The following is a 20,151-nucleotide window of genomic DNA, read 5'->3' as shown; positions in this document are numbered from 1 at the left end:
CACGACGACAAGGAGACAACATGGCCCGCAGCCTCATGCTCGGCATCGACATCGGGACGACCAACGTCAAGGCGGTCGTCCTCGACACCCAGACCCACAAGGTCGTCGCGACGGGTTCGCGCGAGCACCCGCTGTTCCACCCGAAGCCGGGCTGGGCGGAGCAGGCCCCGGACAACTACTGGAAGGCCGTGGTCGCCTCGATCCGCCAGTGCCTGGAGCAGGGCAACCTGGCCGATGCGATCGGCGGCGTCGCGATCTCCGGGCTGGTCGGCGTCACGCTCCCGGTGGACGTGGCGGGCCGGCCGCTGCGCGACGCGATGATCTGGATGGACGCCCGATCGGAGCGCGAATGCGCCGAGATCCGCGAGCGCGTCGGCGAAGAGACGATCAACCGCATCAACGGCAACCGCGTGGCGCCCTGGTTCATCGAACCCAAGGCGCTGTGGATCAAGAACCACCAGCCGCACATCTTCAACGCCACGCACAAGTTCCTCTCGCCGGCCGGCTTCTGCACCTTCCGCATGACCGGCACGTTCTCGATCAACACCGGCGACGCGGGCCTGTTCTATCCCTACGAGTACCGCAAGGCGAAGTGGAACCCGGCCATCGCCGAGGCGATCGGCGTGCCGATCGACAAGTACCCGCGCATCTACGAATCGCACGAGGTGGTCGGCGAGGTCACGCGGGCGGCGGCCGAGGAGACGGGGCTGCCGGTGGGCATCCCGGTGGTGGCCGGCGGCACCGACATCAGTTCGGCGGCGCTGGGCGCCGGCGTCACCCAGGTGGGCCAGGCCTACTACTCGATGGGCACCGGCTCCAACCTGGGCATCATGATCCCGACGGACCAGCCCGTGGACGAGTTCCGCATCCTGAAGTGGCCCCACGTGCTGCCCGGCATCACCATGTTCGATGCGCCGATGGCCTTCACCGGTGCATCGCTCAAGTGGTTCCGCGACAACTTCGGCCATGTCGAATTGCAGGTGGCGGAGCGGATCGGCCAGAACGTCTTCGACCTGTTCACGGCGGAGGCCGAACGGGTCGCGCCGAACGCCGACGGCCTGCTGTACCTCCCCTACCTGGGCAACTCGCTGTCGCCCCACTGGAACTCCAGCGCCTGCGGCACCTTCTTCGGCGTGCGCCCGAGCACCACGCGCGCCCACTTCATCCGGGCGCTGATCGAGGGGGTGGCGTTCGACCTGTACTCCAACGTGAAGATCGCGCAGGCCGCCGGCGTCAAGCTGGACTGCCTGATCCTCAACGGCGGCCCGACCAAGAGCCGCTTCTGGAACCAGATCACGGCCAACGTCGTGAACCTGCCGCTGGACATCCCCGATGTCAACGAGGCGGCGCCGCTGGGCGACGCCATCCTGGCGGGCGTGGGCGCCGGCGTCTACGCGAGCCCGGTGGAACCGGTCGGCGCGATCGCCACCATCAAGCAGACCATCGAACCCGATCCGGCCATGCACCAGCGCTACGGCGAGTTCTTCGCGCTGTGGCAGCAGGTGCTGGAGCAGCTGCGGGATTCGATGGACCGGCAGCACGCGCTGCTGGAGCGCTACCACCTCGGCCAGGGAGCGTGACCGTGCCGGCTCCCATGCCGCTGCTGGAAGTGCGCGGCGTCGGCAAGCGCTTCGGCGCGGTCACGGCGCTGCACGACGTCAGCTTCGACGTGCGGCCGGGCGAAGTCCACGCGCTGGTCGGCGAGAACGGCGCCGGCAAGTCCACGCTGCTGTCGATCATGAACGGCCTGCAGCCGCCCGACGAAGGCGAGCTGCTGGTGCTCGGGGAGCGGACGATGCTCACCGGGCCGCTGCAGGCGCGACGCAGCGGCCTCGCTCTGGTGCACCAGGAACTGGCCCTATGCCCGAACCTGACGGTGGCCGAAAACCTGTTCCTCGGCCAGGAGCCGCGCACCTGGTCCGGCCGCATCGACCGCGCGGCCATGCGGCGCGACAGCCTCGTGCTGCTGCAGCGCATGCGCACGGAGATCGCGCCGGAGCGCAAGGTGGGCGACCTGAGCCTCAGTGAGCGCCAGCTCGTCGAGATCTGCAAGGCGCTGGTCGGCCGGCCGCGCGTGCTGGTGCTGGACGAGCCGACCGCCTCGCTGACCGACGAACACGTCAGCGTGCTGCTGGAGACCATCCGCAGCCTGCGCGCCGATGGACTCGGGATCGTCTATGTCTCGCATCGGCTGGAAGAGGTGCTGGGGATCGCCGACCGCATCACGGTGCTGCGTGACGGCCGGGTGGCCGCGCGCTTCGAGCCGGGCGAGGCGGACGAGGAGAAGCTGATCCGCGCCATGGTCGGCCGCGACCTCGGGCATCGCTTTCCGGAACGCCATGCGCCTGCTCCCGGCCCCAGGATGATCGAAGCCGTGGGCCTGGGGCTGCACGGCCGGTTCCGGGATGTCAACCTTTCCGTGCACGCCGGCGAGATCGTCGGCATCGCCGGCCTGATGGGCTGCGAGCGCGAGAGCGTGATCCGCACGCTGTTCGGCCTGCACGTGCCGGACCGGGGTGAGATCCGCGTTCGCGGCGAGACGGTGCGCCTGGCGCAGGCCGCCGACGCGATCGAAGCAGGCATCGCCTACCTGCCGGCCGACCGCAAGGCCGAAGGCCTGGTGCTCGGCATGTCGGTGTACGACAACCTGTCGCTGGGCATGCTGCCGTCGCTCAGCCGCTTCGGCCTGCTGTCCCGCCGCCGCCAGCGACGCCATGGAGACACGCTGATCGAGCGGCTGCAGATCAAGGCGCCGGAGCCGGACCGCGGCGTGGTAAACCTCTCCGGCGGCAACCAGCAGAAGGTGGTCCTCGGCAAATGGCTCTCGCGCGGCGCCGACGTGTGGATCGTCGAGGAGCCGACCCGCGGCGTGGACGTCGGCGGCAAGACCCAGATCTGGGAGGCGCTGCACCGCGTCTCCCGCGAGGGCAAGGCGATCATCGTGGTCTCCAGCGAGCTGCCCGAGCTGATGGGCATCTGCGACCGCATCGCGGTGATGAGCCGCGGCCGCGTCACCGGCGAGTTCGAGCGCGCGGCATTCGACGCGGATGCGATCGCACGCTGCGCCGTGGCCGCCTGACGTCCATGCATCAATGGTGCCGTTCAAACAATGAATTGGCGCCGAGGCGGCGTGCTTCCTAGCATGGCAGCCGCAGTGGGGATTGCGCCGCGCGCATCCGAGCTGCGACTGACATCCGCAAGCACCGAGAAAGACGATCAATGAGCGACACGAACTACGGAGGCATGGGGACGGAGGGCTGGGCTCTCACGGGCCCGGAGAGGATTCCCCGCCAGCTGCTGAAGGAGCTGCGCGAGCGCAGCAACGGGCCGGGCCTGCTGCACCTGGCCGTCCACTGCGCGACGCTGGTGGCCACGGGCGCGCTGGTCGCCGCCACGCTGGAGACCTGGTGGGCCTGGCTGCTCGCCTCGTTCGTGCACGGCACCGTGATCGTGCTGCTGTTCGCGCCGCTGCACGAGTGCTCGCACGGCACGGCTTTCCGCGCGCGCTGGCTGAACACGGCGGTCGGCATGCTGGCCGGCTTGGTGAGCATGCGGCCCTTCCTGTACTTCAAGTACCGGCACACGGCCCACCACACCTACACCCAGCACGCCACGCTGGACCCCGACATCGTGGCCTTCCCGTCCTCGATCCGCGGCTATGTCGCGATGATCGCGGGCGCCTCGTTCTGGCCGAAGATGCTGGGCACCCTGTGGCGCGGCGTCACGGGCCGCTTCAACGCGCTCGAGCGGAGCTTCATCCCGGCCAGCGACACGCGCCGCGTCAGCTGGGAAATCCGCGCCGCCGTGGCGATCTACCTGCTGGTTGCCGCCGTGTCGGTGGCCACCCAGTCCTGGGCCGCCGTGCTGTATTGGCTGTTCCCCCGCTTCATCGGCGAGCCGGTGTTGCGCGCGATCCGCATGGCCGAACACACGGGCGCCGAGGAGACGCCCAACCTGCTGGCCAACACCCGGACCACGCTCGCCAACCCGGTGTTCCGCACGCTGTACTGGAACATGCCCTATCACGCGGAACACCACCTCTCCTCGTCGGTGCCGTTCCATGCCCTGGCCCGGATGCATCGCGAGCTGAAGCCGCACCTCGGCTGCGTCGCCACGAGCTACTGGCAGGTGCATCGCGACATCGTGAGGCAGGTGCTCAGCGGCCGGCGGCTCCAACGCGAGGCGGTGCGCCGGTGATGGACGCGCAGGTCGTGATCATCGGGGCCGGCCAGGCGGGCGGCCGCACGGCGCAGGCGCTGCGGCGGCTCGGACATGCGGGGCGGATCACCCTGCTGGGTGAGGAAGCACACGGGCCCTACGAGAGGCCGCCGCTGTCCAAGGACATCCTGCTGGGTCGCGCGCAGCCGGACTCGCTGCTGCTGCTGGCCGAGGAGAAGTGGCGTGCGCTCGACGTGGCACTGCGCTGCGGCTGCAAGGTGGCCGCCATCGACCGCGAGGGCCGCCGTGTCCGGCTCGAAGACGGCAGCAGCATCGGCTACGACGTCCTCGTGCTCGCCGCCGGCGCCCGGGCCCGGGCCTTTCCCGGCCCGGTGGAGGGCGGCGCCGAGGTGCTGCGGCTGCGCAGCCTGGACGACGCCGAGCGGCTGCGTGCCCGCCTCGTGCCGCGCAGCCGCCTTGCGGTGATCGGCGCCGGCTTCATCGGCATGGAGCTCGCCGCCAGCGCGCGGCAGCTCGGCGTCGAGGTGACCCTGCTCGAGGCAGCGGCCCGGCCGCTGGCGCGCCTGCTGCCGGCCGTCGTGGCCGGATGGCTGGTGGCGATGCACCGCGCGCAGGGCGTCGCCCTGCACCTGGGCTGCGGCGTCGACCGGGTGACGCCCGGCCGCGTCCTGCTGACCGATGGGCGCAGCATAGTCGCCGACACCGTGGTGGCGGGCATCGGCGCGCGGCCCAACGACGAACTGGCGGCCGCCGCGGGGCTCGCCGTGCGCGACGGTGTGCTCGTGAACGCCTGCGGCCGCAGCAGCGACCCCGCGATCTTTGCCGTGGGCGACGTGGCGCGGCAGCAGGACCCGGCCGAAGGCCTCGACCAGCGGCTGGAATCCTGGCGCAACGCCGAGGACAGCGCCCAGGCCGTGGCCGCCGCCATCTGCGATGCGCCCGCGCCGCACCGTCCGGTCCCCTGGTTCTGGACCGACCAGTACGGGCGCAACATCCAGCTGGCGGGCCGGCCCGAGGACGCGCACGAACGCATAGCCTTCGGCGATCCCGCTTCCGGCCCAGCCCTGACTTATTTCCTCGATGGGGGCTTCGTCCGCGGCGTCGTCGGCATCGACTGCGGCCGCGAGATGCGTGCTGCCATTAAACTGGTCGGTTCCGGCGGAACCGTGAAACCGACCGACCTTCCCCGGCCCCGCGAGCGGGCGCCTGCGCTGCAGGCTTCGCGCCCGCCGGCGGCCCCGTCCGTTTTCCAATCCACTGCGCCATGATCCGGAGCCAGGCAGCCATCCTGACGGCGCCCCACCGTCCCTTCCTGCTCGATACGATCGAGGTGGCGCCGCCGCGGCCCGGCGAGGTGCTGGTCGAGATCGCGGCGACGGGCCTGTGCCACACGGACCTCACCGCGATCGAGGGCAGCAACAGCAGCTGCGTCTATCCCGCCGTGCTGGGCCACGAAGGCGCCGGCCGGGTGGTGGAGGTCGGCCCCGAAGTGCGCGGCCTGGCGGTGGGCGACCACGTGATCCCGCTGTACGGCCCGGAATGCGGCACCTGCCGCATGTGCCGCAGCCGCCGCACGAATCTCTGCTGGTCGATCAAGCCGACACGCGACCGCGGCGTGATGCCGGACGGCACCTCCCGCTTCCGCTGGCAAGGGGAGCCCCTGCATCACTTCATGGGCACGTCCACCTTCTCGCGCTACACGGTCGTGCCCGAGATCGCACTGGCGAAGATCCGGCAGGATGCACCGCTTGATCGCGCCTGCCTCCTGGGCTGCGGCGTCACCACCGGCGTCGGCGCGGCCCTCGACGACGTGCGCGAAGACGACACCGTGGTGATCTTCGGCCTGGGCGGCATCGGAACCAACATCGTCCAGGGGGCGCGCATCGCCGGGGCATCCCGCATCATCGGGGTCGACCTCCAGCCGGCCAAGGCGGAGCTCGCAAGGCGCTTCGGCCTGTCCGACTTCATCGACGCCTCGCGCGAACCCGAGCGCGTGGTGCAGCAGGTGCGCGACCTGAGCGGCGGCGGCGTCGACGTGGCGTTCGAATGCACGGGCCACGTGGGCGTGATGCGCCAGGCGCTGGACGTCTGCCACGTCGGCTGGGGAACCTGCGTGCTGCTGGGCGTCGAGCCGAGCGGCGCGGAGATGAAGGTACCGCCGGTGGCGGTCCGCTACGGCCGCACCCTCAAGGGCAGCTACTTCGGGGGCGTGAAGGGGCGCACCGGCCTCGGCCGCTTCGTCGACCTCTACATGGACGGCAAGCTGGAACTCGATCCGCTCATCACGCACCGGCTGCGCCTGGACCAGATCGACGAGGGCTTCCGGATGATGATCGACGGCACCTCGCTGCGCAGCGTGGTCACCTTCGAGTAGCGGGCCGCCGAGACACGCAATGGAAGGATCCACCGGCATGGCCATCGACCCGCGCGTCGAGTCGCACTATGTCTTCCCGCCCGACCATCCCTCGCGGACGGCCGTCTACCGGGAGATCGCCGAGGGCAGCGCCGCCGCGCGCCGGTGCGGGCCCGTGTCGCTCGACCTCGCCTACGGCGGCCACGAACGGCAGCGCCTCGACCTGTTTCCCGGCCGCGACGGCCGCCCCCTGGTGGTCTTCTTCCATGGCGGCTACTGGCGCAGCCAGCACAAGGACGCCTATGGCTTCGTGGCCACCGCCTTGCGCCGGGAGGGGATGTCCGTGGCCGTGGTCGGCTATCCGCTGTCGCCCCCATGGGCCTTGGAGCGGATCGTGGGCAGTTGCCGCGACGCGCTGCGCTGGCTGCGCGGCCCCGGCCGGACGCAGCTTCCGGAGGTCACCGGCATCGTGCTGGCCGGTCACTCGGCCGGCGCGCACCTGGCAGCCAGCCTGGCCTGTGACGCCGGCAGCGGCGCTGGCGTGATCGGCTGCGTCGCGCTGAGCGGGATCTTCGACCTGCGTCCGCTGCTGCAGACCAGCATCGGCCAGGGCATGGGGCTGGACGAAGCCGCGGCTGCGGCTTGCAGCCCGATCGACCGGGCGCCCGGTGCCGGCTGGCTCATCGCCGCGGTGGGGGCTGCGGAAACCGAGGGCTTCCGGCAGCAGACCCGGCGCTACGCCGCGCACTGGGCCGGCTCGCGCCGGATCGAGGTGCCGGGCGCGGACCACTACTCCATCCTCAGGGAGCTGGCCCATCCGGACGGGCTGGTCCTGCAAGCCTTGAGGCAACGACTCGCAACCGAGGGCCAGGTCACATGAGCGGGGATCGCAGCATCGAGAAGAGCCTGCCTTTCGTGAATTTCAACCAGCTGCGTTCGTTCTACGCCGTCGCGCAGGAGATGAGCTTCACCAAGGCGGCGCGGCTGCTGCACGTGGGCCAGCCGACGCTGACGGTGCAGGTGCGCGCGCTCGAGGAGCGCTACGGCGTCGAGCTGTTCCTGCGTTCGGCGCGCGGCCTGCAGCTGAGCAGCACGGGCGAGGCCTTGTTCGCCATCGCCAGGCAGATCTTCCTGCACGAGGAGCAGGCGGTGGAGCTGCTGCGCTCCACCAATGGCCAGGTGGCCGGGCAGCTGCGGGTCGGCACCGTCGGGCCCTCCTTCGTGATGAAGCTGCTGGCGCAGTTCCGCCACAAGTTCCCGCTCGTGCAGGTGCGGCTGGACAGCGACAACTCCGAAGGCGTGATGCGCAAGATCCTCGATTCGGTGACCGACGTGGCCATCACCGGGAACTGCATCGAGGACCCGCGGCTGTACGCCTGCCGGCTGGGTTCGCACGAGGTCCAGGTGTTCGTGAACCGCCAGCACCCGTGGGCCCAGCTGGAGTCCATCAAGCTGCGCCAGCTCGATGGCCAGCCGATGATCATGCGCGAGGTCGGCTCGATGACGCGCAACGCGATCGAGGCGACGATGGCGCAGCACGGCGTGCGGCCGGCGGCCGTCATGGACGTGCCGCGCGAGGCGGTGCGCGAGGCCGTGCTCGAAGGCCTGGGTGTCGGCATCGTGTCGGAAGCCGAGTTCCGGGCCCACGCCGACCTCCACGCGCTGCGGATCTCCGATCACCCGAGCTTCACGCAGTCCTACGTCATCTGCCTGCGCGCGCGGCGCTTCTCCCGGCCCATTGCGGCCTTCCTCGAGCTGGCCGAGGCGCAGGCCCGTGCCTCCCGCTGAGGCCGGCGGCCACAGTTCCGAAAGGGCGAATCTTGAAAGCGAACCTTGGGGGGCGCGCGCCGTCACCCGACCTTCCTGCGCGCGACGTGCTCCTGGAACGGCTCCGGGCGGGCCAGTCGACCCGTTGGGACGTGATCGTGGTGGGCGGCGGCGCCACGGGCCTGGGCACGGCGGTGGACGCCGCCAGCCGCGGCCTGCGCACGCTGCTGCTCGAGGCGCACGATTTCGCGAGCGGGACTTCCAGCAAGGCGACCAAGCTGCTGCACGGGGGCGTGCGCTACCTCGCGCAGGGGAACGTGGCGCTCGTGCGGGAAGCCTTGCACGAGCGCGACATCCTGTTGCGCAACGCGCCCGGACTGACCGCGCCGCTGGATTTCGTCATTCCCGCCTACACCCGCGCGGCGCGCTACTACTACGGCGCCGGCCTGAAGCTGTACGACGCGCTCGCGGGCCGGTTGTCGCTGGCGCGCAGCAGGCTGCTCGATGCCGGGGAAACGCTGGCAGCGTTGCCCACGCTGCAAGCCCAGGGCCTGAAAGGCGGCGTGCAGTACTCCGACGGCCAGTTCGACGATGCGCGGCTGGCGCTCGCGCTGGCGCGAACCGCGAGCCGGGAAGGGGCGTTGATCGCGAACTACGTAGCGGTCCACGGCCTGGTCAAGGACGCGGACGGACGCATCGTCGGCGTCCATGCGGTCGAACAGGAGAGCCGCGAGGCGTTTCGTTTCGAAGCCGGCTGCGTGGTCAATGCCACCGGCGTCTGGGCCGACGGCCTGAGGCGCTGTGACCGCCCCGGCCAAGCGGCGATGATCTCGCCCAGCCAGGGCGCCCACCTCGTCCTCGACCGCAGTTTCCTGCCCGGGCGCAGCGCGATGCTGGTGCCGAAAACCTCGGACGGCCGGCTGTTGTTCATGGTCCCCTGGCTCGGCCACACCCTCGTCGGCACGACCGACACGCCCATGCCCGGCATCGCGCTCGGCTCGCCGGCGCCGGAGCGGCATTCGGCCGCCCATACGCCGGTGCCGCTGGCCGAGGAGGTGTCATTCATCCTGGAGGCGGCCAGGCCGTACCTGGCGCGCGCTCCGCGGCTGCAGGACGTGCGTTCGGTCTGGGCGGGACTGCGGCCCCTGGTGGCGCCGCCCGATGGCGGAGAGCGCACCGCCAGGGTGTCGCGCGAGCACACGGTGCTCGTCGCTCCGTCCCGCCTAGTGACGGTGACCGGCGGCAAATGGACCACCTACCGTCGCATGGCGGAATCCGCCCTGGATGCCGCCGCCGACCACGGCCTGCTGCCCGCGCGTCCGGGAATTACGGCGCATCTCGCGCTCGAATGCGCGAACGCACCCGTCGTCCGAGAGCAGGAGCCGCATCCCGACGAAGCCAGCGTGCGTGCCGCGGTGCGCTTCGAGGGCGCGCTGACTGTGGAGGACGTGCTGGCACGCCGGCACCGACACCTGTTCCTCGATGCCGGGGGTGCGCTGGACCTGGCGCCGTGGGTGGCCAGGATCGTCGCCGCGGAGCGAGGCCGGGACGGCGCCTGGGCCGCACGCCAGGTGGATGCCTTCACCGTCGAGGCAGCGAAGTTCCAGGTCCGCACGGTGGCGCCGACCTGAGTTCAGCTTTTGCAGGGCGCGTGACTGAGTTCAAAGGCGGGCTCTGGAGCCGCCGAGTTTCCGACCGGCAAGCCGGGCAGCGCGGTGGCAGCGGCCATTCTGGATGGGACAGTACCGGCGGATACTCTCGTCACGCGCGAACACTTGGCCAGGCGATGGGGCCGGCGCAACGGGTGATAGAGAACGCCAGGCTGCTGGTCGCTTCAGGCTTCCTGAACACTAGGATCCGGGCACCCTTCTCCTGCTCCCTACGCTCGCGCGATTGCCTGCGCTTGCGCATCCGCTCCTCGCCCGTCGGCTCAATTCCGCGACGTTTCAACTCTTCGCGGAGGGTAGGCTCACGATTATCGGCTGGGGTTGCCACAGCAGTCGTCGGCGACATATTCATACCCGGGATATTCAAGGCGGAAGCGCAATTTCGGAAGCGAGTCGTATCACGCCGACAGGACGACTGATGTCGCAGCCCTAGTGCATACCACTGCGGCGTCCAGGTGGAGTTGCTCGAGCGCCCCACGCGCCGCTCTGCGGTCGGGTTCGCTGCAGCGCGGGTCGGCGGCGATTCGGTCCCACCATTCCAGGCTCACCTGAAGCAGGTAGTCGTCGTGTTCCCAGAGGCGCGTCGGAGCGCCCAACGAGTTCGGTTCGTGACGACCGCGAAGCGCGCCTGATTGGGGAGAAGAACGGGCACGCGCCGGCGGCCGTCGCGGACGCACCAGGGACTTCCGAGGCCCTAGACGGGGAAGTTCGTCTGCCTGGCACGCCGGTGCTCACGGATCGCTATTCGAGTCCCTGTCCGTTCTTGCGCGGCGGAGCCTTTTCGATCTACCAGCTTCGTCCGCTGGCTCGTCGAACGCAGGCAAATTTGGACGTTGACGCTCGGCTCTACGAGCTGCGTCCGGGCATGGAGCCGAAGGTTCCGTACGCGGATGCCACCGTGCTCAAGCGGAATACGTGATGGCGCAGCCCTATGCGCAGTGGGCCGATACCCGCGCATTCTTTCCTCCTCAGCCGCTCGATTAACCTAGCCCCCAGGGGGCGGACCGGAACGGCTCATTTCGCTGCGTGGCTTGACGTTCGGTGGCGCCGTGGAGAGGACCGGGACCAGCACGGGGTCGAACCGCTGTTCGCGGCGGGCTGCTTCAGCGCAGCCGCGCTGGCATGCCCGGGGCTTGAGACTCCTGGCCTACGGCTTCTTCGCCACCTTGTCGGAGACCCGCTCTCCCGTGTCCGCGTCCTCGATCCAGACGGCGATCTCATCCGGCCCCATGTCCCCCTTGACCTGGTAGTGGTGGCCCGCCTTCGGGGAGAAGTCGACGATCCCGCTGTGGTCGTAGTAGAACTTTCCCTGCGCCAGCAATGCAAACCCCGCGAACGGCGCTGCCATGTGTTGGGCCTTGAGTCGAACCTTCATCGGCTTGATTTCGACCTTGCGGGTCACCGAAGCCTCCATGAGGCCGAATGTGTTCCCCATAGAACGCCGGGCCGACGCATCGATCCCGTTGGGGACGATCTTCCCATCCACATGCGTCGCCGCATAGGCGCGCAGCACGCCCGGGCTCTCCCGCATGACGGAGTCCGACAAGTCCGCCGTCGCACCGGTGTAGTCCTTCGGCAGCGTGTACTGTGTTGCGCATCCCCCAAGCGCAATGGTCACTGCAGCCAAGAAAACTTTGGTTCGTCTCACTTGCAACCCTCCTCATGTTTTTCCATGATAAAAGTCAATGTGGGGTATTGCACGCCGCAGGCACGGCAGAACGGCAGCAGCGCGGCATCGCTGCAACAGCGGGTGCACGCCGTGCAGTGTCGGATTCAGCGGCCGTAGAAGCGCTCGAGGAAGTCCAGGTGCGCGCGCCGCCACGCGGCAGCCGGACGGAAGTCGCCGCCGAGTTCCAGGTGGTTGTCGTCCTCCGCGCGGTAGTCGCCCCGAGGGCGCAAGGCCCGGCGCATTCGGATCACCGTGCCGCGAAGGCGACCCACACGCGCCGCATCGTGCGTGACAGGAACGGCTAGCTCGGCCGGCGCCGCGGTGTGCATGGATCGTTCCACGCCGAAAGCCCATTTCGCACCGTGGTTGACACTTCCCATCGCACACCGCTCCGCCGCCTTCACCTCTTCGAGCGTGGGCTCGTGGAGCCCATGGACTCGAGCGTACTGCACGGCATCGACCGTGTCGCCCCCATGTCACGGCTTCCCGTACCCAGATATTACCTCTTGACGATTCACAACTAGTCCTTCGGGTGACGCGTCAGCACGGTGCAGCCCTGCGTAACCGTCCGGGCATGGCATCCTTGAGGAATGGCGCCTGATCCGAAAGGATGGTGTGAATCGCGAATCCGTCGGTTATACGCATCGTCAATATGATTGGCCTGGAGCGCAGAGGCTTTGATGTCGAGCGGGTACGTCAGAATCAAAAGCGGTATGCGCGATCTGTTAAGTCGCCCACATCTTGGCACGCTGCTTCTCAGACGCTGGCTGATGCACACCCGGACGGTGTCGATCTCCGTGAGATCGCGAGCTTTATCGTCGGCACGCGAACCGGAATAGCGAAGGTGGGCACCTGAAACCGTCTTGCTGATGGAACAGGAGCGGTCCAACAGCCTCGGAAGTGCAGCGTCAGCAATGCGCTTGGCACTGGCCGGTCGGGCGAGTCCTTGGAGTCAAGAAGCCGTGGCCGACCGCTTACCCCGCGGACGCTAAATCCGCTGATCAAACTGACGCGCGAAGAGGTAGGGGTTGCCCAATAAGTGACTGGTCCAGCACATTCGTCCCTTGGTATTCAGTGGCGCCTCTACAACTCCGGCCATACATATTGAGCGGTAGCTACGCGCCGTGTGAACGCAAAGTTGCTGGCCACGTGGGGCGCGGGTCCCGCAAGCGGCTGGCCGGGCCGCCCCCCGAAACGATCGCCGGGATCGAGGATCGCCTCACGATAGAGGATCGTGGGGACTATAGATCACGACTCGACACTCGAGCGCCGCGCGTCCGCCGCGATCAGCGCTGAAGCGATGCAGCGCTCATGCCCGAAGCGAGCACGCGTAAGTTTTCGCGGCCTGCAACACCATGACGAGCCGCTGAGCTGCAGTTGCGGCTAGAAATTGACGGGCCTCCGGGCTCACCTCTCGGGCAGTGAGGCCCACCAGGACCTCGGTCGGGCTCAGGCCTTCGAGCATGTCAAGAGCCGACGTGAAGAAGCCATACAAGACGGGTCCACCCGGCCGTTCTAGTGCAATCGAAACCTGCCTTAGCGGCTCGCCGACGATCCCCTCCCACGTTTGGAATGCCGGGTACTCGCGCCTGCGCTCCTGATCGGGACGCCGAAGTATGGAAAACAGTTCGCCGGCCTGTTCGCGCTCGCGCACCGTCTCTTCGGAGACCTGCAGTAGGCCTGCTAAAGCCGAGGCGGTCAGGGCCCCGGCCGGATCGAGATGCGCACCTGGCGCGCGTACCGCGTCCGACAGCGCTGCCTGCCTGCCGCTTGAGCCCGGAATGACGCTTGCCATCCGTATCCCCCGTTTTTTTTATGACCGCCATGTAAGGGATCAACAGATTCTCTCAGCCGCCGCGCTTAAGGAGGAAGACTGCGATTGCGAAGAGAACAACTCCAACAGACTCAATCGAACTCGCGCAGATCGCGATCGTCGTCTGCGCTTGAATGTTATTGCTGAAGTGGCGCTCAATCCAGTGTCGATGTAGCAGTTCCTTTCACCGCAGTTTAGTCCGACCTCTAGGCAAGCCGACGAGGCGCAGTTCAGGCCAGAAGCGTCGCCAACGCAATCCCGGCTGTACGGGTCAACACGGGACCACCGCACAGTTAGAGCTCTGCGAGCGCATTCCGGGTCTCACCATCCATGTCTGCGAGAGCCCGTGTCGTTTCAAGTTGTGCGCTGCCCGCCAGCCGCAGCTGCTGGCCAACAGGGGCCGCTTGGCTTACGTGGTCCAACTTGACTGCCGCCCCCGTCATTGGCAGCGGCTTGCGGCGGACGGCTAGGGTCAACTGGCCGCTAGTCGGCAATCCCGACCTCGCCTGGGTAGGCAAGGCCGAGTTCAGCGCTCCCGCGCCGCCTCCTGTGCCACCTTTTGCACAGGTGACATTAAGTATTCCAGCACCGTGCGGCTGCCTTGGTTAATCTCAGCCTGCACCACCATGCCCGGCGCTAGCTTCAGCACCTCGCCGTTAGCTGCCCTGAGCTCCTGGCTGTCCAGACGTACAAGTGCCTTGTAGCTTTGCGGATTCTGACCCCGTGCCGCCGCCTTCTCTGGATCGTTCGCCAACGAGTCGGCACTTACCAGCTCGACCTTGCCTTGCAGCATCCCGTACTTCTGGAACGGATAGGCTTGTAGCTTTACCTTCACGTCTTGGCCTGGTGCGACGAAGCCAACATCTTCGTTGTGGATCGCGACTTCGGCGAATAGGGGCTCATTCTTCGGAACCAGATTCATCAACACCGCACCTGGCTGGACCACTGCGCCCGGTGTGTAGGTCACCATGTCCTTCACGATGCCATCTTCGGTTGCGTGCAGCTCCAGCAGGCCGGATCGGTACACCTGCTTGCGCAGCTCACCTTCGGTGCGCTGCTGCTGGCCCTGCAGTTCCAGCCGCTCATTGAGCAATTGGCTCTCGTAGTCGGATTTAAACTGCGCCAGCTTCTTGCGCGACTGCTCCACAGCCGCGGCAAGCGCAGCCACGGTTGCATTCTGAACTTTGAGCTCCTGCTCCTTTTCGATTTTCTCGCGAAGCTTGTCGTTCGCGCCAAGCTCGGACACAAATCCCTCCTTTACAAGCTTCTGGTAAGAGCTGGCAGACTGCTGATAGAGCGGCACAGTGGCCTGCAGCTTGGCCAACTCCTGGCGCGCTGCCGCGAGATCGTGCTGCGCGCGATTGAGCGTAGCTTGCTCCTGCGCGAGCGCGTCGAGGTAACTCTGGTGCCGAGCCCGGTACTGCGCCAACACTTGGGAGGCCAAGTCCGGAGGATCGCCGGACTGCACCAGGAAGGGCTGCCCGTTCAGCTCCGCGTCGATGCGGCGCAGGCTGAGCGCCTTGAGCGCGGCGTCGGCCTTGAGCGTTCGCATGTCGGCGCTGGCCGTCGTGGCATCCATACGCAGCAGCACCTGACCGGCCTTTACCGTATCGCCGTCGCGCACCAGCACCTCACGCACCACACCGGCCTCCGCCGGCTGCACGACGCGGCTGTAATTGCGCGGCACCAGTCGGCCTTCGGCGCCGGCGACGATATCCAGCTTGCCGAAGGCTGCCCATGCAAGCAGAACGACAAACAGGCCGCCCGTGACGTAGCCAACGGTGCGCGGGAGCCGCGCGGGCGGCTGTTCCTGGATCGTCAGCAGCTCCGGAGCGAAGTCTACCGCCTGGGTTGCAAGGATGCCCATGCCGACGGCCTCACACCAGCCTGATCGCGCCTTGCTCCAGCTCACTGCGCGGCTTCAGTGTCTGCCATTCAGTACTGCCAGAAGCCAGGGCGGATTGCGCTGCGCTCAGGCTGATGCCACTCAAGCTGCCGGTGACTGCGTATTGGTAGCTCAGGTCGCCGCCTAGAGCCGCGGTGTTGCCTCCCTGCAGGTGGGCGTCAAGCAAGCTGTTCATCAGCGACCAGCTGCCTGCATTGCCGATGCGAGCAGCCGCGTCATAGCTTCGGACCAGTTTGGCGAAGTCAAATACTTCCACCTGTGAGTTGCGGGTCGGGTCCGCCGAGGTCGGGTCGTAGTCGCCACCGACTGTGACGACCTGGAGGCGATCCACCGGCTTTGCAGTCCCCGCGTACCAGTCTTTCAGCGTCAGGCTTTCGCCATCGCCAACGCCGAGCACCAGATCAGCGCCACTGCGCGCAAGCGTCAGGTCTTGGTAGCGGATCCCCGCGCCTAGGCTGATGGTGTCGCGACCGTTGCCCAAGGAGCTCAGGACGTCGTTGCCGTCCCCGCGATTGAATGCGACGAGGTCGCGACCGTTGCCGGTGTCGTACACGTCGTTTCCCTTGCCGCCGGCCAGCCAGTCCTCTGCCGTGCCCGAAGACAGGACATCCTCGCCTCGGCCACCATACAGCAGATCGAAGCCGTTGCCGCCGGCCAGCAGGTCGGCCCCGCCGCCGCCGAACAGCAGATCGAGGCCGTTGCCAGCGGCGAGCGTTTGCCCGTTGGATCCTGCATTGATGATGTCGGCACCGTTGGTGCCAGCAATATCGCCTGACGCGGTGGTCCCGGAGTCCGCTATGCTCAGCACGAAGTCCCCCGAGGCGGAGAGACCACCGCCATCGGAAGCCACCACGCGCAAGCGGTAATCACCGCCCTGAACGAAATTGGGCGTGCCGCTGAAGCCGCGTGTGGCCGCATCAAACGTGATCCAGCTGGGCAGCGCCTGCGTCTGACCGTTCTCGTCCACCAGCCACGCTGTGTACGTCAGGCTGTCGCCCTGGTCCACGTCGACAAAGCTGTCGCTAGGCAGAGTGAAGGCGAACGCTTGTGTTTCACGAGCAGTTTGGCCCGCCAGCGGCTGCACCAGGATCGGCGCATCGTTGATCCCCATCACCGCCACGGCCAGGGTGGATGGGTCTTGCGCGAGACCGTCGCTTGCCACGTATGTGAAGTTGTCCAAGCCAGTCTGGCCCGCTGCCAATCCGCGCACAGCGGCAGAGGCGGTATCGACCACGTATTGGTAGCTGCCGTCAGCCGCCAGCTCGAGCCGGCCATACTGTCCGGTTTGCACGCCTGCGTTCGCCACGGCGAGCTGGTCGCCTTCATCCACGTCGCCGTCATTGGCCAGCACGTTGCCGGACACGCTGGCGTCGCTCGCCGTCACGCCGACAGCGTCGCTCTGCGCCACAGGACCATCGTTGGTGCCTTGCACGGTCACGGTGAGCTCGCTGGTCGCCGTCGCTGGCTCGCTCGCATCGTCCTGCACGGCGTACGAGAAGGTCTCCGTGAAGCTCGCGTTCCGGCCCAACGCCTGAATGGCAGGGTCCCCGGACAGAGTGTAGGTGTAATTGCCGTCAGCAGCGATCTCCAGCGTGCCGAAGCGGCCAGTGAGGGTGCCAGGCTGCAGGACGCGCAGCACGGTATCGTGGTCGATGTCGCTGTCATTCGCCAGCACGTTGCCCATCACGACAGGCTGCATGTCCTCGGTGACCGATGCGCTGTCCGCTGCGGCCTGGGGGCCGTCATTGGTGCCGACCACGTCCACAGTCAGCACAGACTGGCGGCTTTCCGCACCGTCCGTGACCATGAAGCTGAACGTCTCCTGCACCACTTCGCCGGCGCGCAGCTTCTGTACATCGACAGCGTCCTTGCGCAAGGCGTAGCCGTAGGTCCCATCGGCATTAATCTGCAGCGTGCCATAGGCGCCTTCGAAGCTGCCGATGCTGGACACCGCCAGCACGTCGCCGGCGTCGATGTCGTTTACGACTTGCAGCAAGTCACCACTGATCGCGGCGCCATCCTCGATGGCGAGCCCGAAGGCAGGAGAAATGATCGGCGCATCGTTGGTGCCCTGGATCACCAGCCGCAGCACAGCCTGAGCTGACTTGGGCGTTGGGCTGTCGTCCGTAACCTCGTAGGAGAATTGTTCGGACAGCGTGGCATTTCGACCAAGCGCCTGGACCTCGGGCAGCGAACCATCGAGCACATAGCTGTAGCTACCGTCGGCCGCGAGCACCAAAGTGCCGTACAGACCAGTGTAGCTGCCGGCCGTCGAGACCGTCAGCGTCTGGCCATCGTCGGGATCCGTGTCGTTGGCCAGCACGTTTCCGGTGACAGCCGGACCGTCTTCGGCCGCCGTGCCTGCGTCATCGTGCGCTTCAGGAGTTCGGTTGCTGAAAAGCGCCTCGATCGTGGCGGCCTCGACGACGCCGCCATCCACCACGATGCGCTCGATGCGGCCTGCACCGAACCAGTCGCGCAGCACCAGCGCATCCTGCGTGCCGGCGACGCTGACAGTGAGGTCCTGGCCATTGCGGGCGAAACGCAGGTCGCCGGCTGCGACGCCGGTCGCGAGCACTTCGTCGAGCTCCCCCTCGCTGTCCACCACTTCGTCGATCCCGCCGCCAAACGTCAGTACGTAGCTGTCGCTGCCGATGCCCCCAAAAAGAAGATCGGCGCCCGTACCACCGTCGAGCACGTCGTCGCCCTCTTGACCGTACACGGTATCGGCGCCGGCATCTCCGAACAGCAGATCGTTTCCGACGCAGCCGTCCACCATGTCATTGCCATCACCGCCTCGAACGAGGTCATTGCCGCCTTCGCCCCACAGGCTGTCGTCGCCGCCATTCCCCGAGAGTTGGTCGTCACCTTCGTCGGCGTAGACGGTTTCCGCCACGTCCCAGAGCTGCACGGTCTCGCTGGCTGTCGTGAGAGCGACCGGGAAACGCGCCACGAGTTGCTGTGGAGTGAGCACCGTGCCATCCGCGAAACGGAGTTCGTCGATGGTGTTGGTGCCACCGTCGCGGTAGAAGGCGCGGACGGTGATCGCCGCGCCAGCACCGTACAGGATCGATAGGTCCTCTCCCTGGCGCACCAGGCCCAGCACATCCTCTGGAAGAATGCCCTGTAGATCCACCACGTCAAGGGCCGTGGCGTTGTCGGCTTCGAGGTTGTCGATGGTGACAGAGGAGAAGGAGCCGGTAATGCGGTAGGTATCGCTGCCTGTGTTGCCGCGCAGGACGTCTTCGCCACCCGTGCTGAGCAGCACATCGTGCCCTGCGCCGCCCTGCAGCGAGTTCACGTCATCGCCGCCAGCCAGCACATCGTTGCCTGCGCCGCCGAAGAGTTGATCGTCTCCCTCGCCGCCGTGCACGACGTCATCGCCGTCGCCGGCGTCGATCACGTCGTTGCCGGCGCGGCCGTCCACCTGCTGGGCGCCCGAGCCAAAGCTCATCGTGTCCGCGCCGTCCGACAATTCGATGGGGAAGCTCAGCTCCACTTCCGCCGCCGTCATGCGGCTGCCGTCAGCGAACTGCACCTGATCCATCCGGTTGCCGGCGAACCAGCCCGTGATGGTCACGGAGTCCGACTCGGCGTAGTGGATGGTCAGGTCGTCGCCCTGGCGCTGCACGAAACGAAGCTCGAGGCGGTTGACATCCAAAAACTCGATTGTGTCGGTGGTTGTTGGTGCGTCCGTCGCGGAGTTGTCGATGGTGTCGCGCCCGTCACCAGCCTGCAAGACATAAGTGTCCGAACCCGTCCCACCCACCAGTGTGTCGTTGTCCAAACCGCCAATCAGGCGATCGTTGCCCGCCTCCCCGAGCAGGAGGTCATTTCCGGACTGACCCGAGATCGTGTCATTGCCGGCCCCTGCGGCGACCGTGTCCGCACCAGCGCCCGCGACGAGCATGTCATTACCGGTGCCCGGAATCTGCACCCGCGCCAGCATGTCGGAGCGGTTCCACACGGTGCCATCGGCAAACCGCATCTGCTCGATCGGCCCTACGGCGCCGGAGGCAGTGCTGAAAAAGGAGTCGATTTCGAGCGTGGCCGAGCCGTTGGTGAGGCCGACCACCAGATCGCTTCCGTTGCGATACAGCACCATGTCGCTGGTCCCGATGTCCGCTCCGAGCATGATTTCATCGGTGCCGCCGTTGCTATAGATGGATTCGCTGATCCGGTCGGCGCCTGACAGGCGGTTGAAGACATAGGTGTCGTTGCCGGCGTCCCCAATCAGCGTGTCCGCGCCGGCCCCGCCATCGAACGTATCGGCAGACCCCAGCCCGACCAGGGTATCGTCGCCGTCTCCGCCGGTTGTGAGCAAGGCGCGCAACGCCGCATCCGTGAGTACGCTGCCATCGGCGAACTCGATGCGGTCCACGCCATAGGTATGGTTGATGTCGTTGCGACCGAAGAAGCCCTCTACAGTCACCACGTCGCTGCTGTTGCGCAGACCGATGACCAAGTGTGCACCGTTGCGGCTCACCAAGAGGTCCGACGCGCTGATGCCTTCCTTGAAGCGAAGCACGTCCGTGGTGTTGTCCGAATCGCTCTCGCGATGAGACCAGTCCGTGTACACCCCGTTCGCGGGGTCGCTGCTGTTGGCATAGGGCGCGTTGCGCACGGTGTCGTAGCCGTCACCGCGGCCGAACAGGTACACGTCGCTGCCCGTGCCGCCCTGCAGCAGGTCGTCGCCGGCTCCGCCGTCCAGCACGTCGTTGCCGACTTCGCCATACAACTGGTCGTTGCCCGTGCCGCCATCGACCGTGTCGTTGCCACCTGAGGCGTAGATAGTGT

15 protein-coding genes are annotated in these 20,151 nt (G+C 67.3%); 10 read left to right on the top strand and 5 right to left on the bottom strand.

Annotated elements, in window-relative coordinates; translation table 11 throughout:
* Positions 1-20: 20 nt before the first annotated feature.
* The 8 genes from ACY0MJ_RS21110 (at position 21) to ACY0MJ_RS21075 (ending at position 9,930) form a co-directional block, all read left to right on the top strand.
* On the top strand, positions 21-1,580 hold the full coding sequence (locus ACY0MJ_RS21110) for a xylulokinase (RefSeq protein ID WP_462640520.1): 1,560 nt from the start codon (positions 21-23) through the stop codon (positions 1,578-1,580).
* Positions 1,581-1,582: 2 nt separating this feature from the next.
* A complete protein-coding gene (locus ACY0MJ_RS21105; RefSeq protein ID WP_462640519.1) occupies positions 1,583-3,079 on the top strand; it encodes a sugar ABC transporter ATP-binding protein in 1,497 nt (498 codons plus the stop codon).
* A gap of 140 nt (positions 3,080-3,219) precedes the next feature.
* The gene (locus ACY0MJ_RS21100; protein ID WP_462640518.1) at positions 3,220-4,197 is read left to right on the top strand and encodes a fatty acid desaturase; all 978 of its coding nucleotides are present in this window, start codon (positions 3,220-3,222) and stop codon (positions 4,195-4,197) included.
* Positions 4,197-5,447 (top strand): NAD(P)/FAD-dependent oxidoreductase, encoded by a 1,251-nt coding sequence (locus tag ACY0MJ_RS21095; protein ID WP_462640517.1) that lies wholly within the window; start codon positions 4,197-4,199, stop codon positions 5,445-5,447. Before ACY0MJ_RS21100 ends, ACY0MJ_RS21095 begins: the two co-directional genes overlap by 1 nt.
* A complete protein-coding gene (locus ACY0MJ_RS21090) occupies positions 5,447-6,553 on the top strand; it encodes a zinc-binding dehydrogenase (protein ID WP_462640539.1) in 1,107 nt (368 codons plus the stop codon). The genes ACY0MJ_RS21095 and ACY0MJ_RS21090 overlap by 1 nt, the downstream gene beginning before the upstream one ends.
* A 37-nt stretch (positions 6,554-6,590) precedes the next feature.
* Entirely contained in the window at positions 6,591-7,412 is an 822-nt protein-coding gene (locus tag ACY0MJ_RS21085; protein WP_462640516.1) for an alpha/beta hydrolase, read from the top strand.
* The gene (locus tag ACY0MJ_RS21080; RefSeq protein ID WP_462640515.1) at positions 7,409-8,320 is read left to right on the top strand and encodes a LysR substrate-binding domain-containing protein; all 912 of its coding nucleotides are present in this window, start codon (positions 7,409-7,411) and stop codon (positions 8,318-8,320) included. The genes ACY0MJ_RS21085 and ACY0MJ_RS21080 overlap by 4 nt, the downstream gene beginning before the upstream one ends.
* Before the next feature lie 32 nt (positions 8,321-8,352).
* Entirely contained in the window at positions 8,353-9,930 is a 1,578-nt protein-coding gene (locus tag ACY0MJ_RS21075; protein WP_462640514.1) for a glycerol-3-phosphate dehydrogenase/oxidase, read from the top strand.
* A gap of 1,183 nt (positions 9,931-11,113) precedes the next feature.
* Here ACY0MJ_RS21075 and ACY0MJ_RS21070 read toward each other — a convergent pair.
* Both ACY0MJ_RS21070 and ACY0MJ_RS21065 read right to left on the bottom strand, forming a co-directional pair.
* On the bottom strand, positions 11,114-11,593 hold the full coding sequence (locus tag ACY0MJ_RS21070) for a hypothetical protein (protein WP_462640513.1): 480 nt from the start codon (positions 11,591-11,593) through the stop codon (positions 11,114-11,116).
* A gap of 146 nt (positions 11,594-11,739) precedes the next feature.
* A complete protein-coding gene (locus ACY0MJ_RS21065; protein WP_462640512.1) occupies positions 11,740-11,865 on the bottom strand; it encodes a hypothetical protein in 126 nt (41 codons plus the stop codon).
* Positions 11,866-12,254: 389 nt separating this feature from the next.
* Here ACY0MJ_RS21065 and ACY0MJ_RS21060 point away from each other — a divergent pair, with 389 nt between their 5' ends.
* A complete protein-coding gene (locus ACY0MJ_RS21060) occupies positions 12,255-12,491 on the top strand; it encodes a hypothetical protein (RefSeq protein ID WP_462640538.1) in 237 nt (78 codons plus the stop codon).
* Between the two features lie 453 nt (positions 12,492-12,944).
* Here ACY0MJ_RS21060 and ACY0MJ_RS21055 read toward each other — a convergent pair whose 3' ends face one another.
* Positions 12,945-13,430 (bottom strand): hypothetical protein, encoded by a 486-nt coding sequence (locus ACY0MJ_RS21055; protein ID WP_462640511.1) that lies wholly within the window; start codon positions 13,428-13,430, stop codon positions 12,945-12,947.
* Between ACY0MJ_RS21055 and ACY0MJ_RS21050 the strand changes: the two genes are divergently transcribed.
* Positions 13,417-13,623, top strand: coding sequence for a hypothetical protein (locus ACY0MJ_RS21050; RefSeq protein WP_462640510.1), 207 nt, complete (start codon positions 13,417-13,419; stop codon positions 13,621-13,623). The genes ACY0MJ_RS21055 and ACY0MJ_RS21050 overlap by 14 nt on opposite strands.
* Positions 13,624-13,974: 351 nt before the next feature.
* Here ACY0MJ_RS21050 and ACY0MJ_RS21045 read toward each other — a convergent pair whose 3' ends face one another.
* Complete coding sequence (locus tag ACY0MJ_RS21045) at positions 13,975-15,315, bottom strand: HlyD family type I secretion periplasmic adaptor subunit (protein ID WP_462640509.1); 1,341 nt, start codon at positions 15,313-15,315, stop codon at positions 13,975-13,977.
* Between the two features lie 10 nt (positions 15,316-15,325).
* Complete coding sequence (locus ACY0MJ_RS21040) at positions 15,326-20,146, bottom strand: VCBS domain-containing protein (RefSeq protein ID WP_462640537.1); 4,821 nt, start codon at positions 20,144-20,146, stop codon at positions 15,326-15,328.
* Between the last annotated feature and the right edge of the window lie 5 nt (positions 20,147-20,151).

Source organism: Ramlibacter sp. bp-362 (genome assembly GCF_054956735.1).
The sequence above is the reverse complement of the archived record's forward strand: the minus strand, read 5'-3'. Positions and strand labels throughout refer to the sequence as shown.